32 protein-coding genes are annotated in these 21,697 nt (G+C 42.2%); 26 read left to right on the top strand and 6 right to left on the bottom strand.

The window, feature by feature from the left end; all coding sequences use genetic code 11:
• Entirely contained in the window at positions 1 to 339 is a 339-nt protein-coding gene (locus DWZ16_RS10895; RefSeq protein ID WP_118522800.1) for a helix-turn-helix domain-containing protein, read from the bottom strand.
• Positions 340 to 555: 216 nt separating this feature from the next.
• Between DWZ16_RS10895 and DWZ16_RS10890 the strand changes: the two genes are divergently transcribed.
• Both DWZ16_RS10890 and DWZ16_RS10885 read left to right on the top strand, forming a co-directional pair.
• Positions 556 to 744, top strand: a complete 189-nt coding sequence (locus tag DWZ16_RS10890) for a helix-turn-helix domain-containing protein (protein ID WP_118522799.1) — start codon at positions 556 to 558, stop codon at positions 742 to 744.
• 13 nt (positions 745 to 757) lie between these two features.
• Positions 758 to 1,540 carry a phage antirepressor gene (locus DWZ16_RS10885; protein WP_118522798.1) on the top strand — a complete coding sequence of 261 codons (783 nt, stop codon included), beginning with the start codon at positions 758 to 760 and terminating at the stop codon, positions 1,538 to 1,540.
• A 156-nt stretch (positions 1,541 to 1,696) separates the two neighbouring features.
• Here the strand turns inward: DWZ16_RS10885 and DWZ16_RS10880 are convergent, their stop codons facing one another.
• Positions 1,697 to 2,119: a hypothetical protein gene (locus DWZ16_RS10880; RefSeq protein ID WP_118522797.1), complete on the bottom strand. Its 423-nt coding sequence runs from the start codon at positions 2,117 to 2,119 to the stop codon at positions 1,697 to 1,699.
• A gap of 194 nt (positions 2,120 to 2,313) precedes the next feature.
• Here DWZ16_RS10880 and DWZ16_RS10875 point away from each other — a divergent pair, with 194 nt between their 5' ends.
• From DWZ16_RS10875 to DWZ16_RS10770, 24 genes are all read left to right on the top strand, one after another.
• Positions 2,314 to 2,592 (top strand): antA/AntB antirepressor family protein, encoded by a 279-nt coding sequence (locus tag DWZ16_RS10875; protein ID WP_243022004.1) that lies wholly within the window; start codon positions 2,314 to 2,316, stop codon positions 2,590 to 2,592.
• A gap of 199 nt (positions 2,593 to 2,791) precedes the next feature.
• On the top strand, positions 2,792 to 2,965 hold the full coding sequence (locus tag DWZ16_RS15520; protein WP_182427344.1) for a hypothetical protein: 174 nt from the start codon (positions 2,792 to 2,794) through the stop codon (positions 2,963 to 2,965).
• The gene (locus DWZ16_RS10870; protein WP_118522795.1) at positions 2,958 to 3,680 is read left to right on the top strand and encodes a hypothetical protein; all 723 of its coding nucleotides are present in this window, start codon (positions 2,958 to 2,960) and stop codon (positions 3,678 to 3,680) included. The genes DWZ16_RS15520 and DWZ16_RS10870 overlap by 8 nt, the downstream gene beginning before the upstream one ends.
• Before the next feature lie 281 nt (positions 3,681 to 3,961).
• A complete protein-coding gene (locus DWZ16_RS15515) occupies positions 3,962 to 4,144 on the top strand; it encodes a hypothetical protein (RefSeq protein WP_182427343.1) in 183 nt (60 codons plus the stop codon).
• 96 nt (positions 4,145 to 4,240) lie between these two features.
• Entirely contained in the window at positions 4,241 to 4,411 is a 171-nt protein-coding gene (locus tag DWZ16_RS15510) for a hypothetical protein (RefSeq protein WP_182427342.1), read from the top strand.
• Positions 4,402 to 5,451: an AAA family ATPase gene (locus tag DWZ16_RS10855; protein ID WP_118522792.1), complete on the top strand. Its 1,050-nt coding sequence runs from the start codon at positions 4,402 to 4,404 to the stop codon at positions 5,449 to 5,451. Before DWZ16_RS15510 ends, DWZ16_RS10855 begins: the two co-directional genes overlap by 10 nt.
• 152 nt (positions 5,452 to 5,603) lie before the next feature.
• Positions 5,604 to 6,338, top strand: a complete 735-nt coding sequence (locus DWZ16_RS10850; protein WP_118522791.1) for a hypothetical protein — start codon at positions 5,604 to 5,606, stop codon at positions 6,336 to 6,338.
• Positions 6,339 to 7,088 carry a recombinase RecT gene (locus DWZ16_RS10845; protein ID WP_118522790.1) on the top strand — a complete coding sequence of 250 codons (750 nt, stop codon included), beginning with the start codon at positions 6,339 to 6,341 and terminating at the stop codon, positions 7,086 to 7,088.
• Between the two features lie 12 nt (positions 7,089 to 7,100).
• On the top strand, positions 7,101 to 7,493 hold the full coding sequence (locus DWZ16_RS10840; protein WP_118522789.1) for a hypothetical protein: 393 nt from the start codon (positions 7,101 to 7,103) through the stop codon (positions 7,491 to 7,493).
• 9 nt (positions 7,494 to 7,502) lie between these two features.
• On the top strand, positions 7,503 to 7,817 hold the full coding sequence (locus tag DWZ16_RS10835) for a hypothetical protein (RefSeq protein WP_118522788.1): 315 nt from the start codon (positions 7,503 to 7,505) through the stop codon (positions 7,815 to 7,817).
• A 3-nt stretch (positions 7,818 to 7,820) separates the two neighbouring features.
• Entirely contained in the window at positions 7,821 to 8,525 is a 705-nt protein-coding gene (locus DWZ16_RS10830; RefSeq protein ID WP_118522787.1) for an MBL fold metallo-hydrolase, read from the top strand.
• Between the two features lie 18 nt (positions 8,526 to 8,543).
• The gene (locus DWZ16_RS10825) at positions 8,544 to 8,957 is read left to right on the top strand and encodes a single-stranded DNA-binding protein (RefSeq protein ID WP_118522786.1); all 414 of its coding nucleotides are present in this window, start codon (positions 8,544 to 8,546) and stop codon (positions 8,955 to 8,957) included.
• Positions 8,958 to 9,035: 78 nt separating this feature from the next.
• The gene (locus DWZ16_RS10820) at positions 9,036 to 9,887 is read left to right on the top strand and encodes a site-specific DNA-methyltransferase (protein ID WP_243022003.1); all 852 of its coding nucleotides are present in this window, start codon (positions 9,036 to 9,038) and stop codon (positions 9,885 to 9,887) included.
• Positions 9,884 to 10,024 carry a hypothetical protein gene (locus DWZ16_RS15505; RefSeq protein ID WP_182427355.1) on the top strand — a complete coding sequence of 47 codons (141 nt, stop codon included), beginning with the start codon at positions 9,884 to 9,886 and terminating at the stop codon, positions 10,022 to 10,024. Before DWZ16_RS10820 ends, DWZ16_RS15505 begins: the two co-directional genes overlap by 4 nt.
• Before the next feature lie 106 nt (positions 10,025 to 10,130).
• Positions 10,131 to 11,336: a hypothetical protein gene (locus tag DWZ16_RS10815; RefSeq protein ID WP_243022002.1), complete on the top strand. Its 1,206-nt coding sequence runs from the start codon at positions 10,131 to 10,133 to the stop codon at positions 11,334 to 11,336.
• A 448-nt stretch (positions 11,337 to 11,784) separates the two neighbouring features.
• A complete protein-coding gene (locus DWZ16_RS10810) occupies positions 11,785 to 11,985 on the top strand; it encodes a hypothetical protein (RefSeq protein ID WP_118522784.1) in 201 nt (66 codons plus the stop codon).
• Complete coding sequence (locus DWZ16_RS10805) at positions 11,982 to 12,329, top strand: hypothetical protein (RefSeq protein WP_118522783.1); 348 nt, start codon at positions 11,982 to 11,984, stop codon at positions 12,327 to 12,329. The genes DWZ16_RS10810 and DWZ16_RS10805 overlap by 4 nt, the downstream gene beginning before the upstream one ends.
• A complete protein-coding gene (locus DWZ16_RS10800; RefSeq protein WP_118522782.1) occupies positions 12,322 to 12,663 on the top strand; it encodes a hypothetical protein in 342 nt (113 codons plus the stop codon). The genes DWZ16_RS10805 and DWZ16_RS10800 overlap by 8 nt, the downstream gene beginning before the upstream one ends.
• Positions 12,664 to 13,254, top strand: coding sequence for a GIY-YIG nuclease family protein (locus tag DWZ16_RS10795; RefSeq protein WP_118522781.1), 591 nt, complete (start codon positions 12,664 to 12,666; stop codon positions 13,252 to 13,254).
• Positions 13,255 to 13,270: 16 nt separating this feature from the next.
• Complete coding sequence (locus DWZ16_RS10790; RefSeq protein WP_118522780.1) at positions 13,271 to 13,912, top strand: hypothetical protein; 642 nt, start codon at positions 13,271 to 13,273, stop codon at positions 13,910 to 13,912.
• 10 nt (positions 13,913 to 13,922) lie between these two features.
• Positions 13,923 to 14,588, top strand: a complete 666-nt coding sequence (locus tag DWZ16_RS10785) for a replicative helicase loader/inhibitor (protein ID WP_182427340.1) — start codon at positions 13,923 to 13,925, stop codon at positions 14,586 to 14,588.
• On the top strand, positions 14,585 to 15,256 hold the full coding sequence (locus tag DWZ16_RS10780) for a hypothetical protein (RefSeq protein WP_118522778.1): 672 nt from the start codon (positions 14,585 to 14,587) through the stop codon (positions 15,254 to 15,256). Before DWZ16_RS10785 ends, DWZ16_RS10780 begins: the two co-directional genes overlap by 4 nt.
• A gap of 14 nt (positions 15,257 to 15,270) precedes the next feature.
• Positions 15,271 to 15,675: an excisionase gene (locus DWZ16_RS16905; protein ID WP_118522777.1), complete on the top strand. Its 405-nt coding sequence runs from the start codon at positions 15,271 to 15,273 to the stop codon at positions 15,673 to 15,675.
• A gap of 81 nt (positions 15,676 to 15,756) precedes the next feature.
• Positions 15,757 to 16,953 (top strand): tyrosine-type recombinase/integrase, encoded by a 1,197-nt coding sequence (locus DWZ16_RS10770; protein ID WP_118522776.1) that lies wholly within the window; start codon positions 15,757 to 15,759, stop codon positions 16,951 to 16,953.
• A 449-nt stretch (positions 16,954 to 17,402) separates the two neighbouring features.
• Here DWZ16_RS10770 and DWZ16_RS10760 read toward each other — a convergent pair whose 3' ends face one another.
• The 4 genes from DWZ16_RS10760 to DWZ16_RS10745 form a co-directional block, all read right to left on the bottom strand.
• Complete coding sequence (locus DWZ16_RS10760) at positions 17,403 to 18,818, bottom strand: alanine/glycine:cation symporter family protein (RefSeq protein ID WP_117796004.1); 1,416 nt, start codon at positions 18,816 to 18,818, stop codon at positions 17,403 to 17,405.
• Positions 18,819 to 18,858: 40 nt separating this feature from the next.
• On the bottom strand, positions 18,859 to 19,791 hold the full coding sequence (gene glsA, locus DWZ16_RS10755; RefSeq protein WP_107001281.1) for a glutaminase A: 933 nt from the start codon (positions 19,789 to 19,791) through the stop codon (positions 18,859 to 18,861).
• 233 nt (positions 19,792 to 20,024) lie between these two features.
• Positions 20,025 to 20,957, bottom strand: coding sequence for a LysR family transcriptional regulator (locus DWZ16_RS10750; protein WP_118467010.1), 933 nt, complete (start codon positions 20,955 to 20,957; stop codon positions 20,025 to 20,027).
• A 118-nt stretch (positions 20,958 to 21,075) separates the two neighbouring features.
• Positions 21,076 to 21,697, bottom strand: a 622-nt coding sequence (locus tag DWZ16_RS10745; protein WP_182427339.1) for a polysaccharide biosynthesis C-terminal domain-containing protein, incomplete at its 5' end; no start/stop codon positions are given.

Here is a 21,697-nt window from a genome sequence, read left to right as displayed (position 1 = left end):
CTACACCTCACTAAGCACGTTTATTGTTTCAATAACGTGCTTTTTCTTTCTGTCTGACAGTTCCATGTATTTTTCCAATGCATTCAGCAGCTCTTTGTCGTGCCGGATCGCTACCCAGAGATCGGCTTGCGCTGACAAATCTACCTTGGGTTCTTCTCCGGTCAGAAGGTAATCTGTGCTCACGTTGAGAAAAGCTGCAATTTCTTTAATTCTACTACTTGGAATATCTTTTGCTTTTGCTAGGGAACCATTACTGTATTTTAATGTTTGCTCTAGTGCAGTGATGCTGATGCCCTTATTTTCTCTGCATAGTGTTTTTATGCGTTCTAGTACTGTCATACAATCACCCCTTTGAAAAACTAGAAGAAAATCTACAAAAGTGCTTGACAAACTAGAACATAATCTATATACTATCCTTATCAACTAGAAAATGTTCTACAAAAAGAATAGAAAATAGAAGATGTTCTTTATTATGTGTGGTAGCTTAATTTTAGAATATATTCTAATAAATGTCAATAGAACATTATCTAAATAAAAAAGAAAGGGGGACACTTGATGATTTACAAAAAAATCATTAGATATTGCGAAGAGAACAATATCTCGATTTCTGCATTTGAAAAAAAATGTAACATTGGAAACGGGACTATTGGAAAGTGGGAAAAGGGCGGAAAGCCTTCACTTGACACTTTGGAAAAAATTTCAAAGGTAACAGGAATTACAGTAGCCGAGCTAGTTAGCAGATGAGAGGAATGAGGAGATGAACGATTTACAAATTTTCAAAAATTCAGAGTTTGGTGAAATTCGGACTGTATCTATTGATGGAGAACCTTGGTTTGTGGCAAAAGACATATCGGACAAACTTGGATATGCACAGACAAGCAATATGATGAAGCGAATTGATGAAGAAGATTCCAAATCATCCATTTTGGATGGTATGAATATGAAATCGTTGCTTATCAATGAAAGCGGTTTATATTCTGCAATATTAGGTAGCAAGTTAGAATCTGCTAAACGATTCAAACACTGGGTCACATCCGAAGTGCTCCCGTCCATCCGCAAGAACGGCGGTTACATCGCCGGACAGGAAAACATGACCGATGAAGAACTTCTGGCAAATGCGGTTCTGGTGGCGCAGAAAAAAATTGCGGAGAGGGACAAGAAGATACAGGCACTCGAAACCGAAGTAGTGGAAATGAACAACACCATTTCAGAAATGCAGCCGAAAGTGAATTACGTTGACATGATTTTAAATAGTAAGTCAACCGTTTTGGTAACGCAGATTGCACAGGACTATGGGATGTCGGCAAAAGCGTTCAATAAAATTCTGAATGATTTAAGAGTTCAGCACAAAGTCGGCGGTCAGTGGATTTTATACCGGCAATATCAAGGACTTGGATATGTCCACAGCAAAACAATTGATATTACCAGATCAAGCGGACAGGCAGATGTTGTTATGCAGACGGAGTGGACACAGAAAGGCAGATTGTTCCTTTACGAGCTGTTAAAAAAGCATGGGGCATATCCGCTGATTGAAAGGTAAGAAGTGGTAGGAAAGGGGATGAAAACGTAGTGAAAATGCTTCATTACAGCAGTCTGGATGCAATACCGATTACGGTAGTTGTTCTCTTGACTTGCATTATGAGCTACTGGCACGGGAAATCCGAGCATGGATGGCGAATTGCAGGGCTTTTATACACTATAATTTTGGGAATAATTGCTCAGATTCTTGTAGGATTTTTCCCAATGTTTGGGTAACGGCAAGCAATTTTTCAGAGGAATCATTTCTTCTATTGAGTAATGACTCATGGAGAGATGATAGCTGTTCCCAGTATTCGGACGGTGTATATAAAACCAATTCATGGTAAGAGCGTATGTATTTAGTTCGCTCACTCTGATAATTTGATTCTAATTGTTTGGAAGCAAATTCCAAAAAATGGTTGAAAACAGACTGTTGCTTCTGATAGTAGGCAAGGTGCTTTTCGTATTTCAATTCAAGTTTTCTCATGTGAGCGCTATGAATGTTATTGATGATGGTAACGAGAATTGGACAGATTATTGCAACGCATAAAGTTATGGCAGATATGGCAAGTTCCAAGTGATCTGTGTTTAGTGATTCCATAATATGTACCTCCGAAAAAGTTTTAACTATTATACCACAGAAGAGGAGTGAGGTATATTGCCATACGGAAAATCCCCAAACTTTAATCATTTCACAGGGAAAAAGAATCCGATAAAAACGGTAAAAAAGAAGAAAGTTAGAAAGAAACAAAAGCCACACGAAAACAAGTACAAGAAAGAGGTAAAACGAAAATAGTGAATGAGATTTTAAAAGTTGACTTCGATACTCAGACAGTGTCGGCAAGAGAGCTGCATGAGCAGTTGAAAATCGGAACCAGATTTAATGATTGGTTTCCACGAATGACAGAATATGGCTTTTCTGAAGGAAACGACTTTTACTCAAAAATGAGTAAAACCTCAGAAACCGGCGGAAGACCACAGAAAGGGGATGAGAGGGACGAGAGAAAAATTAGTAAATGGACGAATAGCAGCTACATACGAAGGGGAATCGTACATTCTCTTGAAGAAGTGTAACAGTCGGAAGATGAATAATCTGGAGAAAGCTGTAAAGGAACTTATCGCCGAAAACGATCTGACCGTCACACAGGCTAAAGGCTTTCTGAGATACATGAGAATTCTTATCGAAGAATGCTCGTGTCTTCCGAAAGAGAAATAACCTTGATCGAGTGCTCCTTGTATTGGAATAAGGAGATTATAACACAGAAAGGAAAATATGAACGATACAAGATTTTCATACATACCCGAATCACTCGGAGAAGAGTATGCGTTTCTGGCAGGGCGGGTTGCGGCGCTGGAAGGATACCTCAGCACCATCGACAGTACATTCGTTGATGTGGAGACAGTAAGAAAAATTCTTGGGATTGAGGAGGAAAAGAAAAATGGGTGAAAAAGGATACAAGGCTTTTAAGCCAGGATTAATCTGCAAAGACAAGCAGTACCAGGAAAACACAACTTTCGAAGAAGAAGGGGCAGAAGACATTTGTCTGCCTGGAATGATGCATTATTGTAATAATCCATTTGATTGCTTGAACTACTATCCATTGGTTAATGAAGATGGAAAGTTTTCAGACTTTGCGGAAGTGAAAGCGCTTGGAAACATTGTTAGAGGCGATGACAAATCAGCGACAAATAAACTCCATATCGGAGCAAAGTTGGGGTTAAAAGGATTCATTAAAGCTGCGATTGATTTCACTATTGAGAAGACAACTTTTGAAACAAGTAGAACATTAGAAGATATTTCAAGCAATGATGAGGATTCCGCCCAGATTGGAAGTTCAGGATATTCCGCCCAGATTGGAAGTTCAGGAAATTACGCCCAGATTGGAAGTTCAGGAAATTCCGCCCAGATTGGAAGTTCAGGAGATTCCGCCAAGATTGATTCAACAGGAAAAAACTCAGTAATTATGGCTGCCGGATTCAAGTCTATTGTTAAGGCTACTATTGGAAGTTGGATTACTTTAGCTGAATACGGAAGAGATAAAAATGGAGTATTAGTTCCGGTGTGTGTAAAAACCGAATATGTGGATGGAGAACGCATCAAAGAAAATGTCTTCTATACACTTCGCAACAAGCAATTTGTTGAAGTAAAGGAGGCAGAATAAATTGGCTAAAATGAAGAATTATAATTGCTCGGCAGAAGGGGAAATCAGCTATGTGTCCATTTGGAGTGATAGAAGAATTCGCAAAATGGAACGGCTGAGAGGCACATTGAAGTTCGTGAGAGCTTTTCTTATAGCTGCATGCGTAGTATTCACGATTTCACATATGGTTGCAGGAGTTTAAAAGGAGGGAAAATAATGTATATTAATCCGTTTTTAGCAGGTGCTATTTCCATTGTTTTACTGGAATTGATTCTTTTTTTTGTGTGGGGGATTTACAACACATGGAAAAAGTAAAAGTGAAAAAGGAATGCGACACCTGCCTTTACGAATACACATGTGACTGGAGTCCGGCAGAAAACGGATGGACTTGTACGAACTGGACAGGGGACATGAACAATGAGAACAAAAAAATTAGTGAGGTGGCAGAAAGAAGCAGTCTCGGCAATGCATTTGCGTGCGGATGATTGGGAGCTTGTAGAAGAGCGGGAATTTTACCTAGTCATTTCTAACAAGGCAACTGGCAAGAGGCGGTTTGTTGATAAATTTCTGAGGAGGCGAAAATGGGACAGAACCTGGTAGATTCAATACGGATCCCTAGAATGGAATACAAAGAGCTTATCGTTTTAAGGGCTCGGGTTGAAATTCTCGTAGGGATGCTTGAAAAAGGGGAGCACTTGAACAATTCAGAGGTTATCAATATTTTGGGCCGGGAATATACCAAATGGAGGTAATGATGCGAATAAGAATTTTACGGATGATCGTGGAAAATTTCATGAATTATGTAGAGAAGACATTTGATTTTTCTGATTTCACTAGCATTTCGGGAAGAAATGGGATTGGAAAATCAAGCATTGCGACCGCATATAACTGGTGCTTATTTAATTGCGACTATGATTTAAGAGATAACCCAGTAGTGCGCAGGGAGGTAAACGGGAAACCGGTTGATGATGTGGATGTAGCTGTCACACTGGTGCTTGATGTGGAAGGCAAGGAAGTGACGATGCGTAAGGTGCAGAGACGTACATATAGTAAGTCTGGAGATTCCTATAAGGATGATAATAAATATTTCGTCAACGATGCTCCGAAAACGCTGAAGGATTTCAATGCGTATCTGAAAACAGACATGAAAACGCTTTTGATGTGTAGCAATATCAATGCTTTTTTGAACCAGAAACCGGCAGAAATGAGAGAGTTCTTGTTTGGAACAGTTGAGGATGTTTCCGGCATTGATGTCGCGAAGAAAAAAACAGAATTATCAGCGCTGGCGGTGCTACTTGAGAGATACAGTGCTGATGAAATTGAAGCGATGAATAAAAAGGTCATTGCTGATGTTAATAAAGAATTGCCGATTTTGGATGGACAGATCAAGGAAAAAGAGCGAGATATTCAGTTTAAATCAGATGTTGATGTTGCTGAACTGGAACTTAAGAAGAATGCGCTTGAAGAAGACATTAAACGGACTGTTGAAGAGTCGGAGAAGAATGAGAAGATTTTTGAAAGTTTTAAAAAGATTTCTGATGAAATTCTTGAATTGAAGCTAAAGCAGTCCAAGCTTCAGAATGAAAATGATGAAATTTTTCTTAAAAGGAAAGGAAAGCTTAATGATGAAATCCTTAAAAAGAAATTTCTCATTTCCGATACTAAAATGACTATTAAAGATACTCTAATGGGTATTGACGCTAGTAAAACAACGATTGAAAGGCATAAGAAACATATTGATTTATTCAGAAAAAGGTGGACGGAAGAAAATAATCGAAAAGTTGAAGATTAGGGCGTTTTTGCCCGTATTGCAAACGGGAGATTCCAGATGAAATAAGAAACAAACACATTGCTGATTTTGAAAAGGAAAAGGCACTCAAACTTAGGAAAATTGCCGTAGATGGAGATCTGACGAAAAAACGTCTGGATGATGAGATTTTAGAATTGGCTCGTCTGGAAAAAGAAGTTAAAGAACATAATGAATCTTTGGAGATGCTTGAGTCTGCCAAAAGTGAATTGGAATGCAAATTGAATCAGATTGAAGATTTGACGGATATTACGGAAACGGCAGAATACAAAGATTTGCAAGATAAGATTGCTGAAAAAGAAAAGCAGCTCCAGAATTATGGGGATATTTCAGAATACCGTGAAAGAATACGGGAAAAGGAAAAAGAGTTAAGAAAGAGCTTATTGCATTGCGAAAAAACGCTTGCGTTTGCTAATACGGAGGAAGACGAAAAACGGCTGGAAGCTTTGAAAGGCGCGAAGCTTGATGCAGTGCAGAAACAGGCTGATGCAGAAAAGGTCTTAGACATGTTAAATGAATTGAATATGGCAAAGAATGACTACCTGTCCGATGAGATTAACAACAAGTTCGATTTAGTTAAATGGAAACTTTGGGAACTGAACAAATCAGGCACTTATAAGAACGTCTGCATTCCTATGGTAGACGGGAAATCAATCTTAACTACAAAGAGTAATAAAGGCAATCGCATTCTTGGGAAAGCTGACATTTGCTGTGGAATTCAGAAAATTACAGGAATCAATGCTCCTATCTGGTTGGATGATTGCGAATCACTGGATGCTGAGAATCAGAAGAATATCAGAAATATGGTGGACGGGCAGCTGATAGTGCTGATTGTAAATAATGAAGAAAAATTGAAGGTGGAGGGAAAATAAATGGCAGATACACAGGTAGCAGTAGCAGAGGAAAAGAAAAATGAAGTGGTACAGCCGAAAAACAAAGTGACGGATTATAGCCTGGGGATCTTCGGAACGTCTGATAACTTCATCATGGCAATGCAGATGGCAAAGGCGCTCTCAAGTTCTACGATTGTCCCGCAGACATTCCAGAAAAACGACTCAAACTGCCTTATCGCGATCGAACAGGCACAACGACTGAGGGTCAGCCCGCTGATGGTTATGCAAAATCTGTATGTGATTCAGGGAAGACCGTCATGGAGTTCCAAGTTTTTGATTGCAGCTATTAACAATTCTGGCAAGTTCGACATGGAATTACAGTTTGACGAAGCAAAGGACAAAGAGGGAAAACCATTTTCTTGTGTGGCATGGACTATGAAAAATGGCAGACGTGTTGAGGGTATGACAGTAGATATGGACATGGCAAAAGCTGAGGGATGGCTTGCGAAGAATGGAAGCAAATGGAAAACTATGCCACAGCTGATGCTGAGATACAGAGCTGCGTCTTTCTTTTCAAGCCTTAACTGCCCGGAACTGACTATGGGACTGTATACGAGAGAGGAAATGGAAGATAATGATTTCAAGAAATACCCGATGGAAGAGTTACAGGAGCAGGTGCAGCACGAAATTGAAGCTAATGCCAATGCGGTGGAATTTGAACCGGAAGAAGAGCAGAAGATGGTTGAAGAATCAGATGGACAGCAGGCTATGCCAGAGTTTATGAAATAGGGAGATGAAAAAATGAAGAAAATTTTTAAAATGCTTTTAATTTCTGCACTTATAGCAGTTATGATTTTAGGCACGTGTGGATGCAGCACCGCAGACACAGTAAACCATAATCTCAACAAAGAAGCTAACGAGTTCAATGTATATCGTAGAATCACAGTCACAAATGCCAGAACAGATACGATTATGTTGCAGGCGGAAGGATATATGTCATTAAGCAATAACAGTGACAACGAACTGGTGGTTACATTTAAAACAGGAGACGATCGTTATTATAAAGACTACATATATCTGAATGATTGGACGTGTTATGTGATGGAGCAAGTAGAGCCGAAATCCACGGACAAATATCATTATGAACTGGTATTTTATCCGGAAAGGCTCGTGCCGAATATTGAAATTAAGTAGGGGGACGTTATGAGAGTTATTTCGCAGGACGGAACGATGGATGTTCCGTATGAAAAATTTATATTTTACATAGCTGCTGATAATAGCATAATTGCGACAAGGAATTTCGAAGGATATCCAGATAGCCTTTTTAGCGGGAGAATTGCTGAATATTCGTTCAGGGAAAAAGCCTTGAAAGCCATGGAAATGCTGAGAACGACATATTTATCGAGGATGGAGCTGGAAGGCGGTTACGACCAAATAAATGGGTGTTATGTTCAGCCAAATTTTTGGGTACTCCCAAAAGTTTTCCAGTTCCCGAAGAATGAGGAAATCGAGGTGTAGAGCATGTTCTTAAAGACAGTTTCAACGGGCAGTATCGGTAACTGTTATCTGTTACAGGAAAACAACGGAGAAACACTTATCCTTGATTGCGGCGTACCGCTCAAGGACATCAAAAAAGGTCTGGACTGGAATATCCGGAATGTGGCTGGATGCATCGTGACACACGAACACAAAGACCATAGCAGAAGCGTAAAAGACCTGCGCAATATGGGAATAAGAGTTATTGCCCCGTATGAAAGCGGTGAAGTTCACTCGATGCATTTCAAACTGGGGGGATTTGACATACAAGCTTTTGAAGTGCCGCACAACGGAACTTGGTGTAATGGATTTTACATCAAAACACCATTGCCGGATGAACAGAGAATCCTTTATATGACCGACTTGGAGTATTGTCCGTACAGCTTTAAGAAGCAACGCATTAATCACATGCTGATTGAGTGCAACTACATTGCGGACATGGTAGATTCGGATTTGCCGAACTTTTGCCACAAGGTAAAGGGGCACTGTGAGCTTCAGACCACTAAGGGCATTGTGGAGACGAACAATTCAACCGACCTTAGAACCGTCATATTGTGCCATATGGGATGTAAAACATGTGACAACGATAGAATTGTTGCAGAAGTCCAGAAAGTAGCACCACAGGCTCATGTGTGCGTTGCAGAACCTTGGAAAACAATAGAATTACGGACAGATAATTGCCCGTTTTAGAAAGAGAGGTAACAGAAATTGAATAAAGTTAGCTTAGTTGGGCGTTTAGTCAGAGATCCGGAGGTTAGATATTCACAGGGTCAGAACTCTACAGCAGTAGCAAGATTTACCCTTGCTGTGGACCGTAGATTCAAAAAAGAGGGCGAAGCAAACGCAGATTTCATTAGTTGCATTGCATTTGGAAAGACCGCAGAGTTCATTGAAAAGTATTTCTTTAAAGGGATGAGACTCGGCGGATCTGGAAGAATCCAGACTGGCAGCTATACTAAGCAGGACGGCACGAAGGTTTATACCACAGACGTTGTTCTGGATGAAGTGGAGTTTGTAGAAAGTAAGTCCCAGTCTCAGGACGCACAGCCACAGAGCGCTGATTCTGATGGATTTATGAGTATCCCAGATGGAGTGGATGACGTTGGTTTACCGTTTAACTAAATTTCTTAAATAGTCAATAAATTATTGAAAGGAGACCGACCTCCGGCCGGGGTAACGCTATAGCAGGTCTTCTGAAAGATGAAAAAGAAAATTAAGTGTGAGATATACAGAGATTCAATGCAGAATTACAAAAAATACGGAATCAGACCGGCACAGCTGATTATTGCCGATGTCCCGTATTGCTGTGGGAACAATTTTTATGGCAGTAACCCGATGTGGTATAAGGGCGGCGACAATTCCAATGGAGAAAGCAAACTGGCAGGAAAAGCAGCATTCAATTCAGATTTCAATTTCAACCTGTATGAATACTTCCATTTTTGCAGCCGGATGCTAAAAAAAGAGGACACTAAAAAATCCATCAGAGGACGTAGCAGCGACAGCCCATGCATGATTGTGTTCTGCGCGTTTGAGCAGTGCGGAACGCTTATTAAGGCGGCCAAGAAGCACGGATTTGTGCACTACATACCATTGGTGTTTGTCAAAAATTACAGTCCACAGGTTCTTAAGGCGAATATGCGGATTGTAGGGGCTACCGAGTACGCATTGGTATTTTATCGGGATAGGCTCCCCAAGTTCCGAAATGGGGCACAGCGGGACGAAAACGGAAAGACAATTCGAGGAACCGGAAAGATGATATTCAACTGGTTCTCATGGGAGAAGGATGGGAAAGATATTCCGAAAATTCATCCAGCGCAGAAACCGGTAGGTCTGTTGAAAAAACTGATTGAGGTATTCACAGACCTGGGGGATGTAGTAATTGATCCGTGTTGTGGCTCAGGCTCTACGCTTCGGGCGGCTGTGGAGAGCGGCAGAAGCGCTTATGGATTTGAGATTGACCGGAACTTCTATGAACGTGCCAAGAACGAAATGCTGATGTTTGAGCGTGATGAGCAGATGACCATAGAAGATTTCCCGGAGGTGATGCCATGATTAACGGAGAGCTGATTGTAGACAACTTTGCCGGTGGAGGAGAAAGCACCGGGATCGAAATGGCAACGGGGTATTCCGTGGACATCGCGATCAATCATGATCCGGAAGCGATTAAAATGCACAAGGTTACCGTTTAACTAGATTTCTTAAATAGTCAATAAATTATAGGAAGGGAGCCGAGACTCTGGCCAGAGTGATGCATATGCGGTCTCCTTTAAGAAAATGGAATCAGTTTTAGAGAGAATGAAACGTGAAGGAACGAGCGAAAAAATCGCGTCCTTCATGGTTAAGGAGAAACAACCATATGAGTTCAAACGTAAATATGCACAAATCAGAGTGGAAGAATTTGCGCAGGAATGTGACAACAGAGGATTGAATTGCCATGTGTCAGTAGGTGGACTGGACAGCATTGTTTTGTATTTGTTCATCAACGAAGTGTGCGGTATTGAAGTTCCGGGTGTGAGCGCATCGTTCCTGGAAGATAAATCCATACAGAGGGTGCATAAGGCACTGGGAATAATCAATATTCCACCACTTGAACGGGCAGATGGTACGAGGTGGACAAAACAGAAGGTTATTCAGGAATTCGGGTTCCCGGTCTTAAGCAAGGAGATTGCAGCGAAGATCGAACTTTTGCAGAATCCATCTGAAAGGAATAAAACCGTGCGCCATGCAATCATAACTGGAGAAACAGGAGAATATGGCGGCTGGCAGAAAAACAGCCGCATGAGGATGAGTCAGAAGTGGCTTGAAAAGTTTGGTGGATACGAGAATGAGAACGAGGGAACAAATTATCAGAAGCCGGATTTCAAAGTTTCGTCCAAATGCTGCTACTACCTCAAAGAAAAAAACAGTGATGACTGGGGTAAGGCACATAATTCGGTTCCGTTTTTGGGGCTGATGGCTTCAGAGGGCGGGAGAAGAGCAAAGAGTTTGAGAATGCATGGATGTAATTACTTCGGGAAGTCCACAATTCGATCGGCACCATTTGCAATCTTCGGAAGACAAGATATTTTAACTCTTGCTCTTGAAATGGATGACATGTGGAGATCTGGGCTGAAAGAGAAGTATTACGAGAAGCTATTGAAAGAGGGAAAGATCGCAGAAACCTTTCAAATGCCTGAGACCATTATTCCAGAGATATATGGAACGATTGAGCATGATAGCACTAGAGCGTTGAGAACTACGAAGGCACAGCGGACAGGCTGCTCCATGTGTGGCTTCGGAATCCACATGGAGAAACGTCCACACCGGTTTGATCTGCTTTACCAAGATAGCCCAAAAGAATGGGATTATCTGATGTTCCATCTTTGCAAAGATGAGAATGGTAATGATTACGGTTGGGCGAAGGTGCTTGATTACATCGGTGTTGGATGGCGGCTAGAAGAAATCGAAGAGGGAATTCCCGGTCAGATAAGCATTACAGACTTCCCGGAGGTGATGCCATGATTGACGGAGAGCTAATTGTAGACAACCGATACCGATGGCACTGGTAAAAGCAAATCTGAAAGAATTATGCGTTGCAAAGAGGCTGCCAAACTGCCGCGCGGATCGCCTGGGAGAAGATGCAGGAGGGCAATTAAGATTCGCATAAAATCGAAGAAAAAAATAGAAATAAAGGGAGGTGGCACCGTTGGACAAAGCAAAACCTGAGCTGAATGTTGCGCCAACTGCAAGAACTGTGTAGCATATCCGAAAAACAACCGGTATGGAGACGTTGATTATATGTGTTTGATTAGCGGTTATTATATCGCCGGAGCACACAAGGATCGAAACAAGGTTCGGCGCCTTACTCCGGGCGGCAGAAAACTTGAATGCAGGTATGAAAAATCAAGCGCGGAAACGATGAGAACGTGAGACGCAGAAAGAAATTCGGGCAAATTAGAAAGGAAAGTATATGAATATAGGTAAAGCTTGTGGAATTTTTAAACAGATTGAATCAGACAAGTATACAGACATAGAAAAAACTATTGCCATAGATTCCGTATTGAATATGGAAACGCACAACGGAGTAACAAAAGATGAAATTTTGAGAGCATTTAAGTGGTTTTTAAATTCAGAGAGAGAGCCGGAAGAACAGAAGGAGGAAAACAGATGAGAAGCACGGATGAAATTTTGAAAAATAAACGGATCTGGGATCACAAAGCACAGTTCCCGTTCTTCCACACGGCAATGGTAAAACTGCCGGATTGTGGAACGTGTAGTGTAGTTTGGAACGGTAGTGAAGATGGATATGAACACGTGAGCGTATCCCCAACGCATAAGTTCAAAGTTCCAACATGGGATGATATGTGCGTCCTAAAAGACATCTTTTTCGAGGATGAGGAAGAAGCATACCAGATTCATCCGAAGAAGAGTGAATATATAAACCTTTCCCAAAACTGCCTGCACCTGTGGAAACCAAAAGATCACGAATTGGGAGAGCTGGTAAAAAATGAATGAGCTTAATGTGAAAGTTGGAGATAAGGTTTTGTTGAGTGGCGGCTATGGGATTAATAAACACGAAAAGATAGCAACTGTAGAAAGGATCACGCCGACGGGAAGAATCAAGGTTAGTGGATCAACGTCATATTTCAACAAGTATGGAGATGAAATGAGGAAGTCTGATTCTTGGGCGCTCAAATACTATTTGAAAATTCCGACTCCAGAAGACTTTAAAAGAATAGAAGATAGAGACTTTATAAGAAGAGCGCTACGTATAGTGGAGAAGCTTGAACTGAGTATGACACTAGAACAAGCGAAAAAGATAATCGAAGCTTTTGGAGGTGAAGCGTAGGTGGATTATAAAAAACTGAGACAGACTAAGGCTATAGAGCGGAAGAATAAGCAGCTGTTTTTGAAACTCAACAAAAAATTGAATGATAGCAGCGGAATTTACATCTTGTTTCGGACGGATGAAAATGATATCAAGTATTTTTATTGCGGTCAGGCAAAGCATATACTTTCTAGACTTGCACAGCATATGTCCGGATATCAACATATAGACTTGAGCCTCAAGAAGAGGGGCTTGTGGTCTGAAAATAATCCTTATGGGTGGATAGTGTTTTTTAAGAATTACCAGGAAAAAGAGCTTGATGAAAAAGAACAGTTTTGGATTCTTGAGATGACAAAGAGAGGCTATCAGTGTCGGTATAATAAGACGGCCGGAGGGCAAGGAAGTGGAAAGGAAAAGATAAATGAGTTCCGGCCGGCAAAAGGATACCGAGACGGAATACAGCAGGGCAGAAAAGCAATGGCCAGGGAGTTATCATCCATTGTGGAAAAGCACCTCACAATTACTTTGAGAGCCGAGAAACAAGGGAACAAGATTTCTGAGCGGCAATTTGAGAAATTCAAAGAGTTGTTAAATGAGGGGACATTGGAATAACTTTTGGAGATGTTAAATGGATAAGGGATGGATAAAATTACATAGAAAAATTCTTGATTGCTCTATTTGGAATAGTAGAGAACCGTTCGATAAGAGATCGGCGTGGATAGATATTTTACTTTCAGCTTCGCATAAGGACTTAAATTTGATGATCGGCGGAATTGATGAAAAAATCCCCAGAGGGAGTTTTATGTTCAGCATCGAAAAACTGTGCGATAGGTGGGGCTGGTCCAGGAACAGAGTCAAGAGATTTCTTGCGCTGCTGGAGCGCGAACAGATGATAGAGACAAAAAGGACGAATAAAGGGACGCTTATAAGTGTACTTAATTATAATGCTTTTCAGTCGGTGGAAGAGGTGACGGAGAAAGAGACTGAAATATCTGACGCACATGAAACCGCAAAAAAAGTAGCACGTTTTATCCCTCCCACCGTTGATGAAGTACAGGCATATTGTGAAGAAAGGAAGAATGGGGTTGATGCTCGGTGCTTTGTAGATTTTTATGAGTCAAAAAACTGGGTTGTTGGAAAAGCAAAAATGAAGAACTGGAAAGCTGCCGTTAGGACCTGGGAAAGAAACAGGAGAGATAAGGTAACTAGAAATACTGTGAATGCAAACAATTCTTCGCAGTTACAGTATTTACTTGAGTCGATGGAATAGAGGTGTAAACGTGACTTTAGATGAAACAAAGAAGGTTATTGCAGTGATTATATCGGCCTATCCAAATTACCATCCGGCCGATATTAAAGCGGTGGTGTCTGTGTGGAAAGAGTTGCTTGAAGAGCATTCGTATGAGTGCGTGAGCACGGCATTGAGAATGTATATGTCAACGGATTCTAATGGATTTGCACCATCTCCGGGGCAAATTATAGAACGGGTAAAGCTGCTTACCTCAGAAAGGCGCTTGAACGAAATTGAAGCATGGACGTTGGTTCGCAAGGCAATACAGAATAGCGGCTATAACAGCGTTGAAGAGTATGCTAAGTTACCGGAGGAAGTTCAGAAAGCGGTCGGGCAGCCGGAGCAGCTTAGAATATGGGCACTTGATGAACATTACAATGAAAGCGTGGTAAGCGCGGCATTTATGCGAAGTTACAGAACTGAGCTGAAAAGAAGTGAGGATATATCGAAATTGCCTCAGAAGCTCCAGGAAAATATTAGGGGAAAAGAGGGGAAACAATACGCTGAAATCACAAGGAAATTTCAAGAGGCGGTAGAAAGACTTTCCGCAGAGAAGAAGCTGGAAGGCAAACTTGAGGTCAGCAAAAGCCAGATGCCAGAAAGATGCGTCCAAAAAATGGCAGAAATGAAAATGATAGGGGGTGCGCTTTTTTGAGAACTGATGATGAAAGAGAAAGGAACACTTACCTCAAAAGAATGTGGGTTCATCGAAGAATAGACAATGGATTGTGCCCTAAATGCGGGAAAGAAAACCATTCTGGAAACTATTATTGCGATGAGTGCCGAATAAAAGAGGCGAACAGGTGCAAAGAAAATCGGATTAAATTAAAGGAAATGGGAATTTGCCCGAAATGTCAAACAGAAATGTTATTTGGAGATGAAAGAACCTGTTTAAAATGCAAAGAAAGAGCGGCGGTTTACAGAGAAACGCATCCGCTTAATCAGGTGGAGAAGATGAGGATACTGGAAAGCAACCGAAAAAGGGCTAAATCTAAATACAAAGAATGCTCTGAAAATGGTATTTGTACCAGATGTGGAAAGAGACCATCAAAACCCGGAAGAAAAAAATGCGCGATATGTCTTTTAAAAGATGCAGAAGTGCATCGCATAAGATATAAAAGTGAAAAGATGAGCAGAGAAGAAAAGGAGGCAAAAGGGCTGTGTATTTACTGTGGAAAACCTTTGGATCACACACATAGGAAACTATGTGCAGAATGCTGGGAGGAATGTCATGAGAGAGGTGTTAGAAATGTTAGAGAACATCCGGAATTGAGAATAAAATGGAAGCAAGCGAACAGGCTTATTTCTAGGAATAAGCAATAGTCAGGGGAGGGCTTATGCGGTCAAGTTTCAAGAGACTTAGTAAGCCGGAAGTTGAAAAAATCACAGAATTGACAAACTTTACTGATGAAGAACTGAATATATTTAAAATGCTCTGTAAAGGAAGGAGTCTTGAAGAAATATCCTTTAAGATGTCAATGTCAAAATCGACAGTAAGCAGAAGAGTAAAAGAGATAAAAATTAAGGTAGGAGGCGAAAGATTGATAAAGACAATTCCTACATGGGAAAAAGTTACCATGACAATAGATGAGGCGGCAGAATATAGCAATATTGGGATTAACAAAATCAGCGCAATGCTCAATGAACCCGGATGCACATTTGTATTGTATGTCGGGAAGGGAAAGAGGCTTGTGAAAAGGAGAGAATTTGAACGATTCTTAGAAAAAAGTAGAGAAATATAACATTTTATTGTATTATATGCCCGTTTGTGCTATCATTCTCGATAACATGGCGGGCTTCTACTTTAATAAAGGAGGTTCCACATGGGAAAAGATTTGAAGGGAAAGGAATTAGGAGCAGGACTATCGCAAAGAAAAGATAAGACATATCAAGGCAGATACAAAGACAGGTACGGGAAAATCAATTATGTGTACGGAAAAAAATTAAGCGATGTTAGAGATCAGCTTGCACAGGAAATATCGAACAATCTGAATTTTGCTAATATACGTGATGATGTTAAGCTGGATGCGTGGTTCGATAGATGGGTTGATGTGTATAAAAGAAAAGGTGTACGCCCAAATACTCTTCGGGAATACACTCACGTTTACAAAAAGAATATATCGCCTTTTATCGGAGAACGCAAGCTAAATTCACTTGTACAGGCTGATATTCAGAACTTGATTGATATTGCTGATGATTCCGGGTATAAATATGAGCAACAGAATAAAATCAAAGTTGTATTATCGGATATGTTTAAAAAGGCGATAGACAATGACTTAATGCTTAAAAATCCGGCTGCCAATATAAAGCTGCGGAAAAGTAAAGAAGTCCATGCATTCGCACTATCAGAGGAAGAACAAGAAATTTTTTTCGATGTATCTCTCGGAACGTTTTATGATCCATTGTTTAATGTTGCTGTTCAAACCGGACTCAGACCTGGGGAGCTGTTTGCATTAACGATATCTGATATTGATTTTGATAAAGGGTACATATCCGTGAACAAAACACTTGTATACCAGAAATATCTGGATGATGAGAAAAAAACTTTTCACATCGAGCCACCCAAAACGAAACAAAGTAACAGGAAAGTACCTATAAATAGTATCTGCAAAAGCTACTTATTGAAGCAGATCCAGCAGAAAAAAATAGTATGTAGCAAAAGACCGAAAGAAGAAAACGACTTTTTATTCGTTACGAGATATAACACCCCGTTAAATTCGGTGCTATATTCTCAAGCAATCAAATCCATAGTACAGGAGATCAATCTAACCAGACCATTTGACAATCAGTTCCCTGTATTTGGAGGACATACATTCCGGCACACGTTTGCGACAAGATGTTTTGAGTGCGGAATCGAAGCGAAAGTCGTTCAATCATATTTGGGCCATGCGAGTCTGCAAATGACAATGGATTTGTACACGCACGTAACAGAAAAGAAGGCAGAAGAAGATATTGAGAAGCTGGTAAAAAATCCGCCCACAGGTGTCATAGACATAGATTCCAGACGGAAGTGTGTGTAAAGAGTGTGTAGTACTACACACATGTGAGTTCACAAGTAGGCATAAAACAAGGAAAAAATGGTAAAATTATACACTACATAGATTACTTACTATGTATACCAGATGACGCCGTACGTGCTGAAGGAGGACGAGCAGGAGTAGGAACAGAAATCTGCTATTTATGAGAGTATAAGATATAGAAATAGAGATTTCGATAAAATTGATCGGGGAAAATATCTTCTTCGAACTGGATGGTGGGAGCCGCCGTCGGAGTGGTGCTGCTGGCAGCTGGAATGTTTTTGATTTGGAAGAACCGCAAATAAGGCTGCAGATTAATAAAACGGTAAAAAGATAGATATAATACAGATATGAAAAAATACAGGCAGGGCTGTCGGAATTTTGCACAGTGTGGTTGAAACCATGTGTGGGAAAGATTCTGACAGCCCTGTTTATGCGGATTTTTGTTTTTATTAATTCCAGAAATCGGTTTCTTCTTTCAACTCAATATCAGCTGCTTTAAAGACCGGATTCTTCCCAGCCTGTTTCTGTGCCCGGTAGTCTTCCAGGCAGCGGAGCGCCGGCTTGGCAATCAGGAAGATAATTGGTACGTTGATGACTGCCATCAGTCCCATCAGAACATCGGCGGTATCCCACACGATGCCGAGACTTGCCACAGAACCGATGAGGACAATCACGATAGCGATCACTCTCTGGGTAATCCGGATGCCCTTGACTGGAGTTTTGCCGCAGAGATAAGCCATGCCGGTTTCAGCAAAATAGTAGTTTCCGAGTAGCGTGGTAAAGGCAAATAAAATCAGGGCAACTGTGATAAATACAACACCTGCGGTGCCGAATACGTTATTCATAGCTGCCTGCACATATGCCATGCCAGCCATGTCTGCACTCGGTGCAACGCCGGAGCAGAGCAGTAAAAATGCGGTTGCAGAGCAGATGACAATAGTATCGATAAATACGGATAATACCTGAACAAGACCCTGTTTGACCGGGTGGCTGACACCCGCGGAACCGGCTGCGGTAGCGGAAGCACCGACACCTGCCTCATTGGAGAACAAGCCTCTCTTGATGCCGAGCATCACAACGGATCCCATGAAGCCGCCGAAGATAGCCTGAATATCAAAAGCCCCTTCAAAAATGCTTGCGAACATACCCGGAATCATGTTTCCGTGGAGAATAATCATCAGCAGGGCAGCTGCAATGTAAAGTCCGCCCATTACCGGAACAAGAATTCCTGTGATTTTAGCGATCTGTTTGCCGCCGCCGCTGATGCAGATGCCGAAGATAACAGCCTGGATGATACCGATGAGAATCGGAGTCAGGCTTGGATTGTAGAAACTGTATACTTTAAAAGAATCTGCCACATTGAAGGATGCAACGAGGTTAAATCCAACCATGTAAGTCAAAATCATGAAAATAGCATAGAGAACACCCAGCCATCTTTTTTTCAGAACGGCTTCAATATAGTAGGAAGGACCGCCGTAGCAACTTCCGTCCTCGGCACGGCGTTTGTAGATCTGTGCCAGCGTACTTTCTACAAATGCGGTTGCACTTCCGAGGATCGCGGTCATCCACATCCAGAAGATAGCGCCCGGACCGCCGAAACAGATGGCGGTAGAAATGCCGGCGATATTTCCGGTGCCGACGCGCGAAGCAGTGGAAACCATCAATGCCTGAAAGGCGGAAATAGACTCATCTTCCTTGTCGGATGGCTCCAGGATAACCCGGATAGATTCAAGTAAGTAACGAAGCTGTACCCCTTTGGTGCGGATGGTAAAATAGATGCCGCCGCCTACCAGCAGGATGATTAACACGTAGCTGTAAAGATAGTTGCTTGCTGTGCCGATTATCTTTGCGTATAAATCTGCCATTTTAAAATACCCCTCTCATACAATTTACATATTGTTTTTGCTATAAAGTGTGCCGCTGCGGATCAAACATATGGAGATGCAGTTCATGTGACATATATTCAAGCACGCATTCTCCAGCGACGCTGTTCCCCTTTTTATCTAACGCCGGTCCGAAGATGCCGATTCCCATCTCGCCGTCTACCACTGATAAGATACCGCCGCCGACGCCGCTTTTGGATGGGATGCCGACCCGGACGGCAAATTCGCCGGAACCATCGTACATACCGCAGGTAAACATGAGTGTTTTGACGATTTTAACCGCCTGGCTGCTTAAAAGCCGTTTCCCCGTGTCTGGATGAATGCCATCGTTGGCGAGAATCAGTCCCAGTCCGGCGAGGCTTTCTGCCGTCACGCTGAGAGAGCACATTTTGACATAAAAATGCAGGCTGTTTTCCACATCTTTATTCTTTTCGATGTACCCCTTGCTCTCCAGCAGATAGGCGATTGCCCGGTTGCGGGAAATATGAGACATTTCCGAGTGATAAACCTTTTTGTCGAGGTTGATGTCCGGATCCATGCAGAGAGCCCGGATGGTATCAAGCATGGTATCGAAACTGATTTCGGAAGCAAGGCAGCTTGCCACTACGATAGCGCCTGCATTGATCATCGGGTTGTAGGGGGAACTGTCCGTATTTTCCAGTTTCATCAGCGAGTTAAATGGATCGCCGGTCGGCTCCATGCCTACTTTTTTAAATACCTGGTCGAAGCCGCAGATTTCCAGCGCGACTGCAAGGGTGATGATTTTGGAGATACTCTGAATACTGAATCGGACTTTCGTATCCCCGACGGAAATCCGTTTGCCGTTCCGACAAAAAACACTGACTCCGAGCTGACTGCCATCTACCTTTCCAAGTTCTGGTATGTAGGTGGCAACTGCACCCTCATGGGTATGTGTTTTTCCCAGTGCAACGGCCTGTTCAAGTACATCTCTCATACTTAAACGCCTCCTGTTTTTTATTCGGTGTTGCTTTCTGATAGTATGGTAGCATGGGGAAGACAGTTTGTATAATGCGTGTCAGCTTTAAGGGATATGACAAAAAGGTATAACGGGATATATATGTCAGATATGAATAAATATTTATGATGAACGGGGAAGAGGTGCTGAAAAGGATCAAAAAAAAACTGCCGGGACGGCTGTGAATGTCCGGCAGCTTTGATGGTGTTTTTTTAGAGAAGTTTTTTCTTTAAGTCATAAATAAATTCTTGTACGATCGCCGTCATTGGCGTGTCTTTCCGCATTGCATATCCAAATTCCAGCATAAAACCACAGTTTGGAATCGGAATAGAAGTGGAGTGGTAGGAGGCTTCTTGTTTGGCGAAATCGTGGATGCCGATGCTGTAGCAGTCACTGATCGAGATCATGTACATCAGGGTGGCGCGGCTGGAAAGATAGGTGATTTTCGAGCGCATTTTTTCTGCATCCTGATCCCCTTCGGAGAGAAGCTGGTAAATATAATCATCGCATTGTCCAAGATACCAAAGAAAGCCGTACTCTGCCAGTGTGTGCAGGTTGACCGGTTTCTGTTGCAGCAGAAGCGGATGTTTGCGGGAAATGATAATGTGTGGTTCGATGTTGGCAAGAAAATGGTATTCCAGCCCTTTTGATTCGAGCAAGGCCTCCATTTCACGCCGTTTGCGGCTGTCAAAATGAAACACGCCTACATCGACACGCCCGGATACCACATCCTCGATGACTTCGTCTGAATTGCCTTCATACAGTCGATGGGAGAAGGATGGCTGATCGCGGTGACGCAGGATTATTTCACTGAAACTTTCCATGATATGAGAAAAACGTGTCATGGAGACAGCCAGCGGATCAGAAATTTTGATTTGTTCCTTCTTTTTCTGAAACCAGAGCTGTTCCATTTCGTCAATGATTTTTTCGGAATGTGTCAGAAATTCCATTCCTTCAGGCGTTAATGTTACGCCTGAGCGGCTGCGGTTAAAGAGCCTGGCGCCGAGATTTTCTTCCAGATCGTGCATGATTTTCCCAAGATACGGCTGGGAAATATAGAGCGCCTGGGCGGCTTTATTGATGGATCCGAGGCGCGCTACCTTGATAAAATATTCTAAATGCCGAAAATTGATATCGTATTTCAAAAAAGTTCCCCCTTTGTAAATCCCCCTGAATGTAATAAGTATAAAATAAAAAAATGTAAATTGCCAGAAAATACCTAAACATATTGCATTTAAGGGATATAGCAAAATAGCATATAATTTATTGTTTGACTGTACCTGTATGTAAGAGAAGCAGTCCTCCTATATACAGCAGGCAAAGGATACCGGACTGGATGAGGACAGGCGGAAACAGGTGAGGCAGGTAAGACGCGTTTGGAATAACTTCTAACATCCCAATCGAAACCAGCAGGCAGAATGCCGGTTTTACAATGCCCTGGCTGACTGGCAGGCGGATCGGGACTTCGCAGGCGAGGGCGTGGATGTGGAGAAAGGCGAGCACCAGTTCGCTGATGAGAAGCGCCGCCAGATAGGCGAAAATTCCCCATCGCGGGATGGCGAAAAGGACGAGCGACAGGGTGAGAAGCATGGAAACCGTATGGTGGACGAAGACGGTTCCCGTTTTCCCAAGTCCGTTTAAAATACTTCCCATGGTAGTGGAGAGGTAGAGAAACGGGCAGAGCCAGGATAAAATCTGGATGAAACGTCCGGCATCGGCGTTGTGGTAAAAGGTTTCGCCCAGTGCCGGACCGAAGCGGGTGAAGAGCCCGACGCAGAGAATTCCCATGTACAGGCTGTATCGGAGCGCCATGGAGATGGTGTGTTCGATTTTGTCCGGCTGATTCTGCGCCTGCGCCTCCGAGACTGCCGGGAGCAGGACGACG

This window comes from Clostridium sp. AF29-8BH (assembly GCF_003478145.1).
Lineage (GTDB): Bacteria > Bacillota > Clostridia > Lachnospirales > Lachnospiraceae > Otoolea > Otoolea fessa.
The sequence above is the reverse complement of the archived record's forward strand: the minus strand, read 5'-3'. Positions and strand labels throughout refer to the sequence as shown.

Bases quoted from the DNA above. Each gene is read 5' to 3' on its own strand.
- DWZ16_RS10855 (WP_118522792.1), top strand. From the start codon at position 4,402: ATGGAGGTAATGATGCGAATAAGAATTTTACGGATGATCGTGGAAAAT.
- DWZ16_RS10810 (WP_118522784.1), top strand. From the start codon at position 11,785: ATGAATATAGGTAAAGCTTGTGGAATTTTTAAACAGATTGAATCAGAC.
- DWZ16_RS10770 (WP_118522776.1), top strand. From the start codon at position 15,757: ATGGGAAAAGATTTGAAGGGAAAGGAATTAGGAGCAGGACTATCGCAA.
- DWZ16_RS16905 (WP_118522777.1), top strand. From the start codon at position 15,271: ATGCGGTCAAGTTTCAAGAGACTTAGTAAGCCGGAAGTTGAAAAAATC.
- DWZ16_RS10800 (WP_118522782.1), top strand. From the start codon at position 12,322: ATGAATGAGCTTAATGTGAAAGTTGGAGATAAGGTTTTGTTGAGTGGC.
- DWZ16_RS10845 (WP_118522790.1), top strand. From the start codon at position 6,339: ATGGCAGATACACAGGTAGCAGTAGCAGAGGAAAAGAAAAATGAAGTG.
- DWZ16_RS10760 (WP_117796004.1), bottom strand. From the start codon at position 18,818: ATGGCAGATTTATACGCAAAGATAATCGGCACAGCAAGCAACTATCTT.
- DWZ16_RS10820 (WP_243022003.1), top strand. From the start codon at position 9,036: ATGAAAAAGAAAATTAAGTGTGAGATATACAGAGATTCAATGCAGAAT.
- DWZ16_RS10805 (WP_118522783.1), top strand. From the start codon at position 11,982: ATGAGAAGCACGGATGAAATTTTGAAAAATAAACGGATCTGGGATCAC.
- DWZ16_RS10890 (WP_118522799.1), top strand. From the start codon at position 556: ATGATTTACAAAAAAATCATTAGATATTGCGAAGAGAACAATATCTCG.
- DWZ16_RS15510 (WP_182427342.1), top strand. From the start codon at position 4,241: ATGGGACAGAACCTGGTAGATTCAATACGGATCCCTAGAATGGAATAC.
- DWZ16_RS10885 (WP_118522798.1), top strand. From the start codon at position 758: ATGAACGATTTACAAATTTTCAAAAATTCAGAGTTTGGTGAAATTCGG.
- DWZ16_RS10815 (WP_243022002.1), top strand. From the start codon at position 10,131: ATGAAACGTGAAGGAACGAGCGAAAAAATCGCGTCCTTCATGGTTAAG.
- DWZ16_RS15505 (WP_182427355.1), top strand. From the start codon at position 9,884: ATGATTAACGGAGAGCTGATTGTAGACAACTTTGCCGGTGGAGGAGAA.
- DWZ16_RS10835 (WP_118522788.1), top strand. From the start codon at position 7,503: ATGAGAGTTATTTCGCAGGACGGAACGATGGATGTTCCGTATGAAAAA.
- DWZ16_RS10830 (WP_118522787.1), top strand. From the start codon at position 7,821: ATGTTCTTAAAGACAGTTTCAACGGGCAGTATCGGTAACTGTTATCTG.
- DWZ16_RS10790 (WP_118522780.1), top strand. From the start codon at position 13,271: ATGGATAAGGGATGGATAAAATTACATAGAAAAATTCTTGATTGCTCT.
- DWZ16_RS10870 (WP_118522795.1), top strand. From the start codon at position 2,958: ATGGGTGAAAAAGGATACAAGGCTTTTAAGCCAGGATTAATCTGCAAA.
- DWZ16_RS15515 (WP_182427343.1), top strand. From the start codon at position 3,962: ATGGAAAAAGTAAAAGTGAAAAAGGAATGCGACACCTGCCTTTACGAA.
- DWZ16_RS10895 (WP_118522800.1), bottom strand. From the start codon at position 339: ATGACAGTACTAGAACGCATAAAAACACTATGCAGAGAAAATAAGGGC.
- glsA (WP_107001281.1), bottom strand. From the start codon at position 19,791: ATGAGAGATGTACTTGAACAGGCCGTTGCACTGGGAAAAACACATACC.
- DWZ16_RS10880 (WP_118522797.1), bottom strand. From the start codon at position 2,119: ATGGAATCACTAAACACAGATCACTTGGAACTTGCCATATCTGCCATA.
- DWZ16_RS10840 (WP_118522789.1), top strand. From the start codon at position 7,101: ATGAAGAAAATTTTTAAAATGCTTTTAATTTCTGCACTTATAGCAGTT.
- DWZ16_RS15520 (WP_182427344.1), top strand. From the start codon at position 2,792: ATGAACGATACAAGATTTTCATACATACCCGAATCACTCGGAGAAGAG.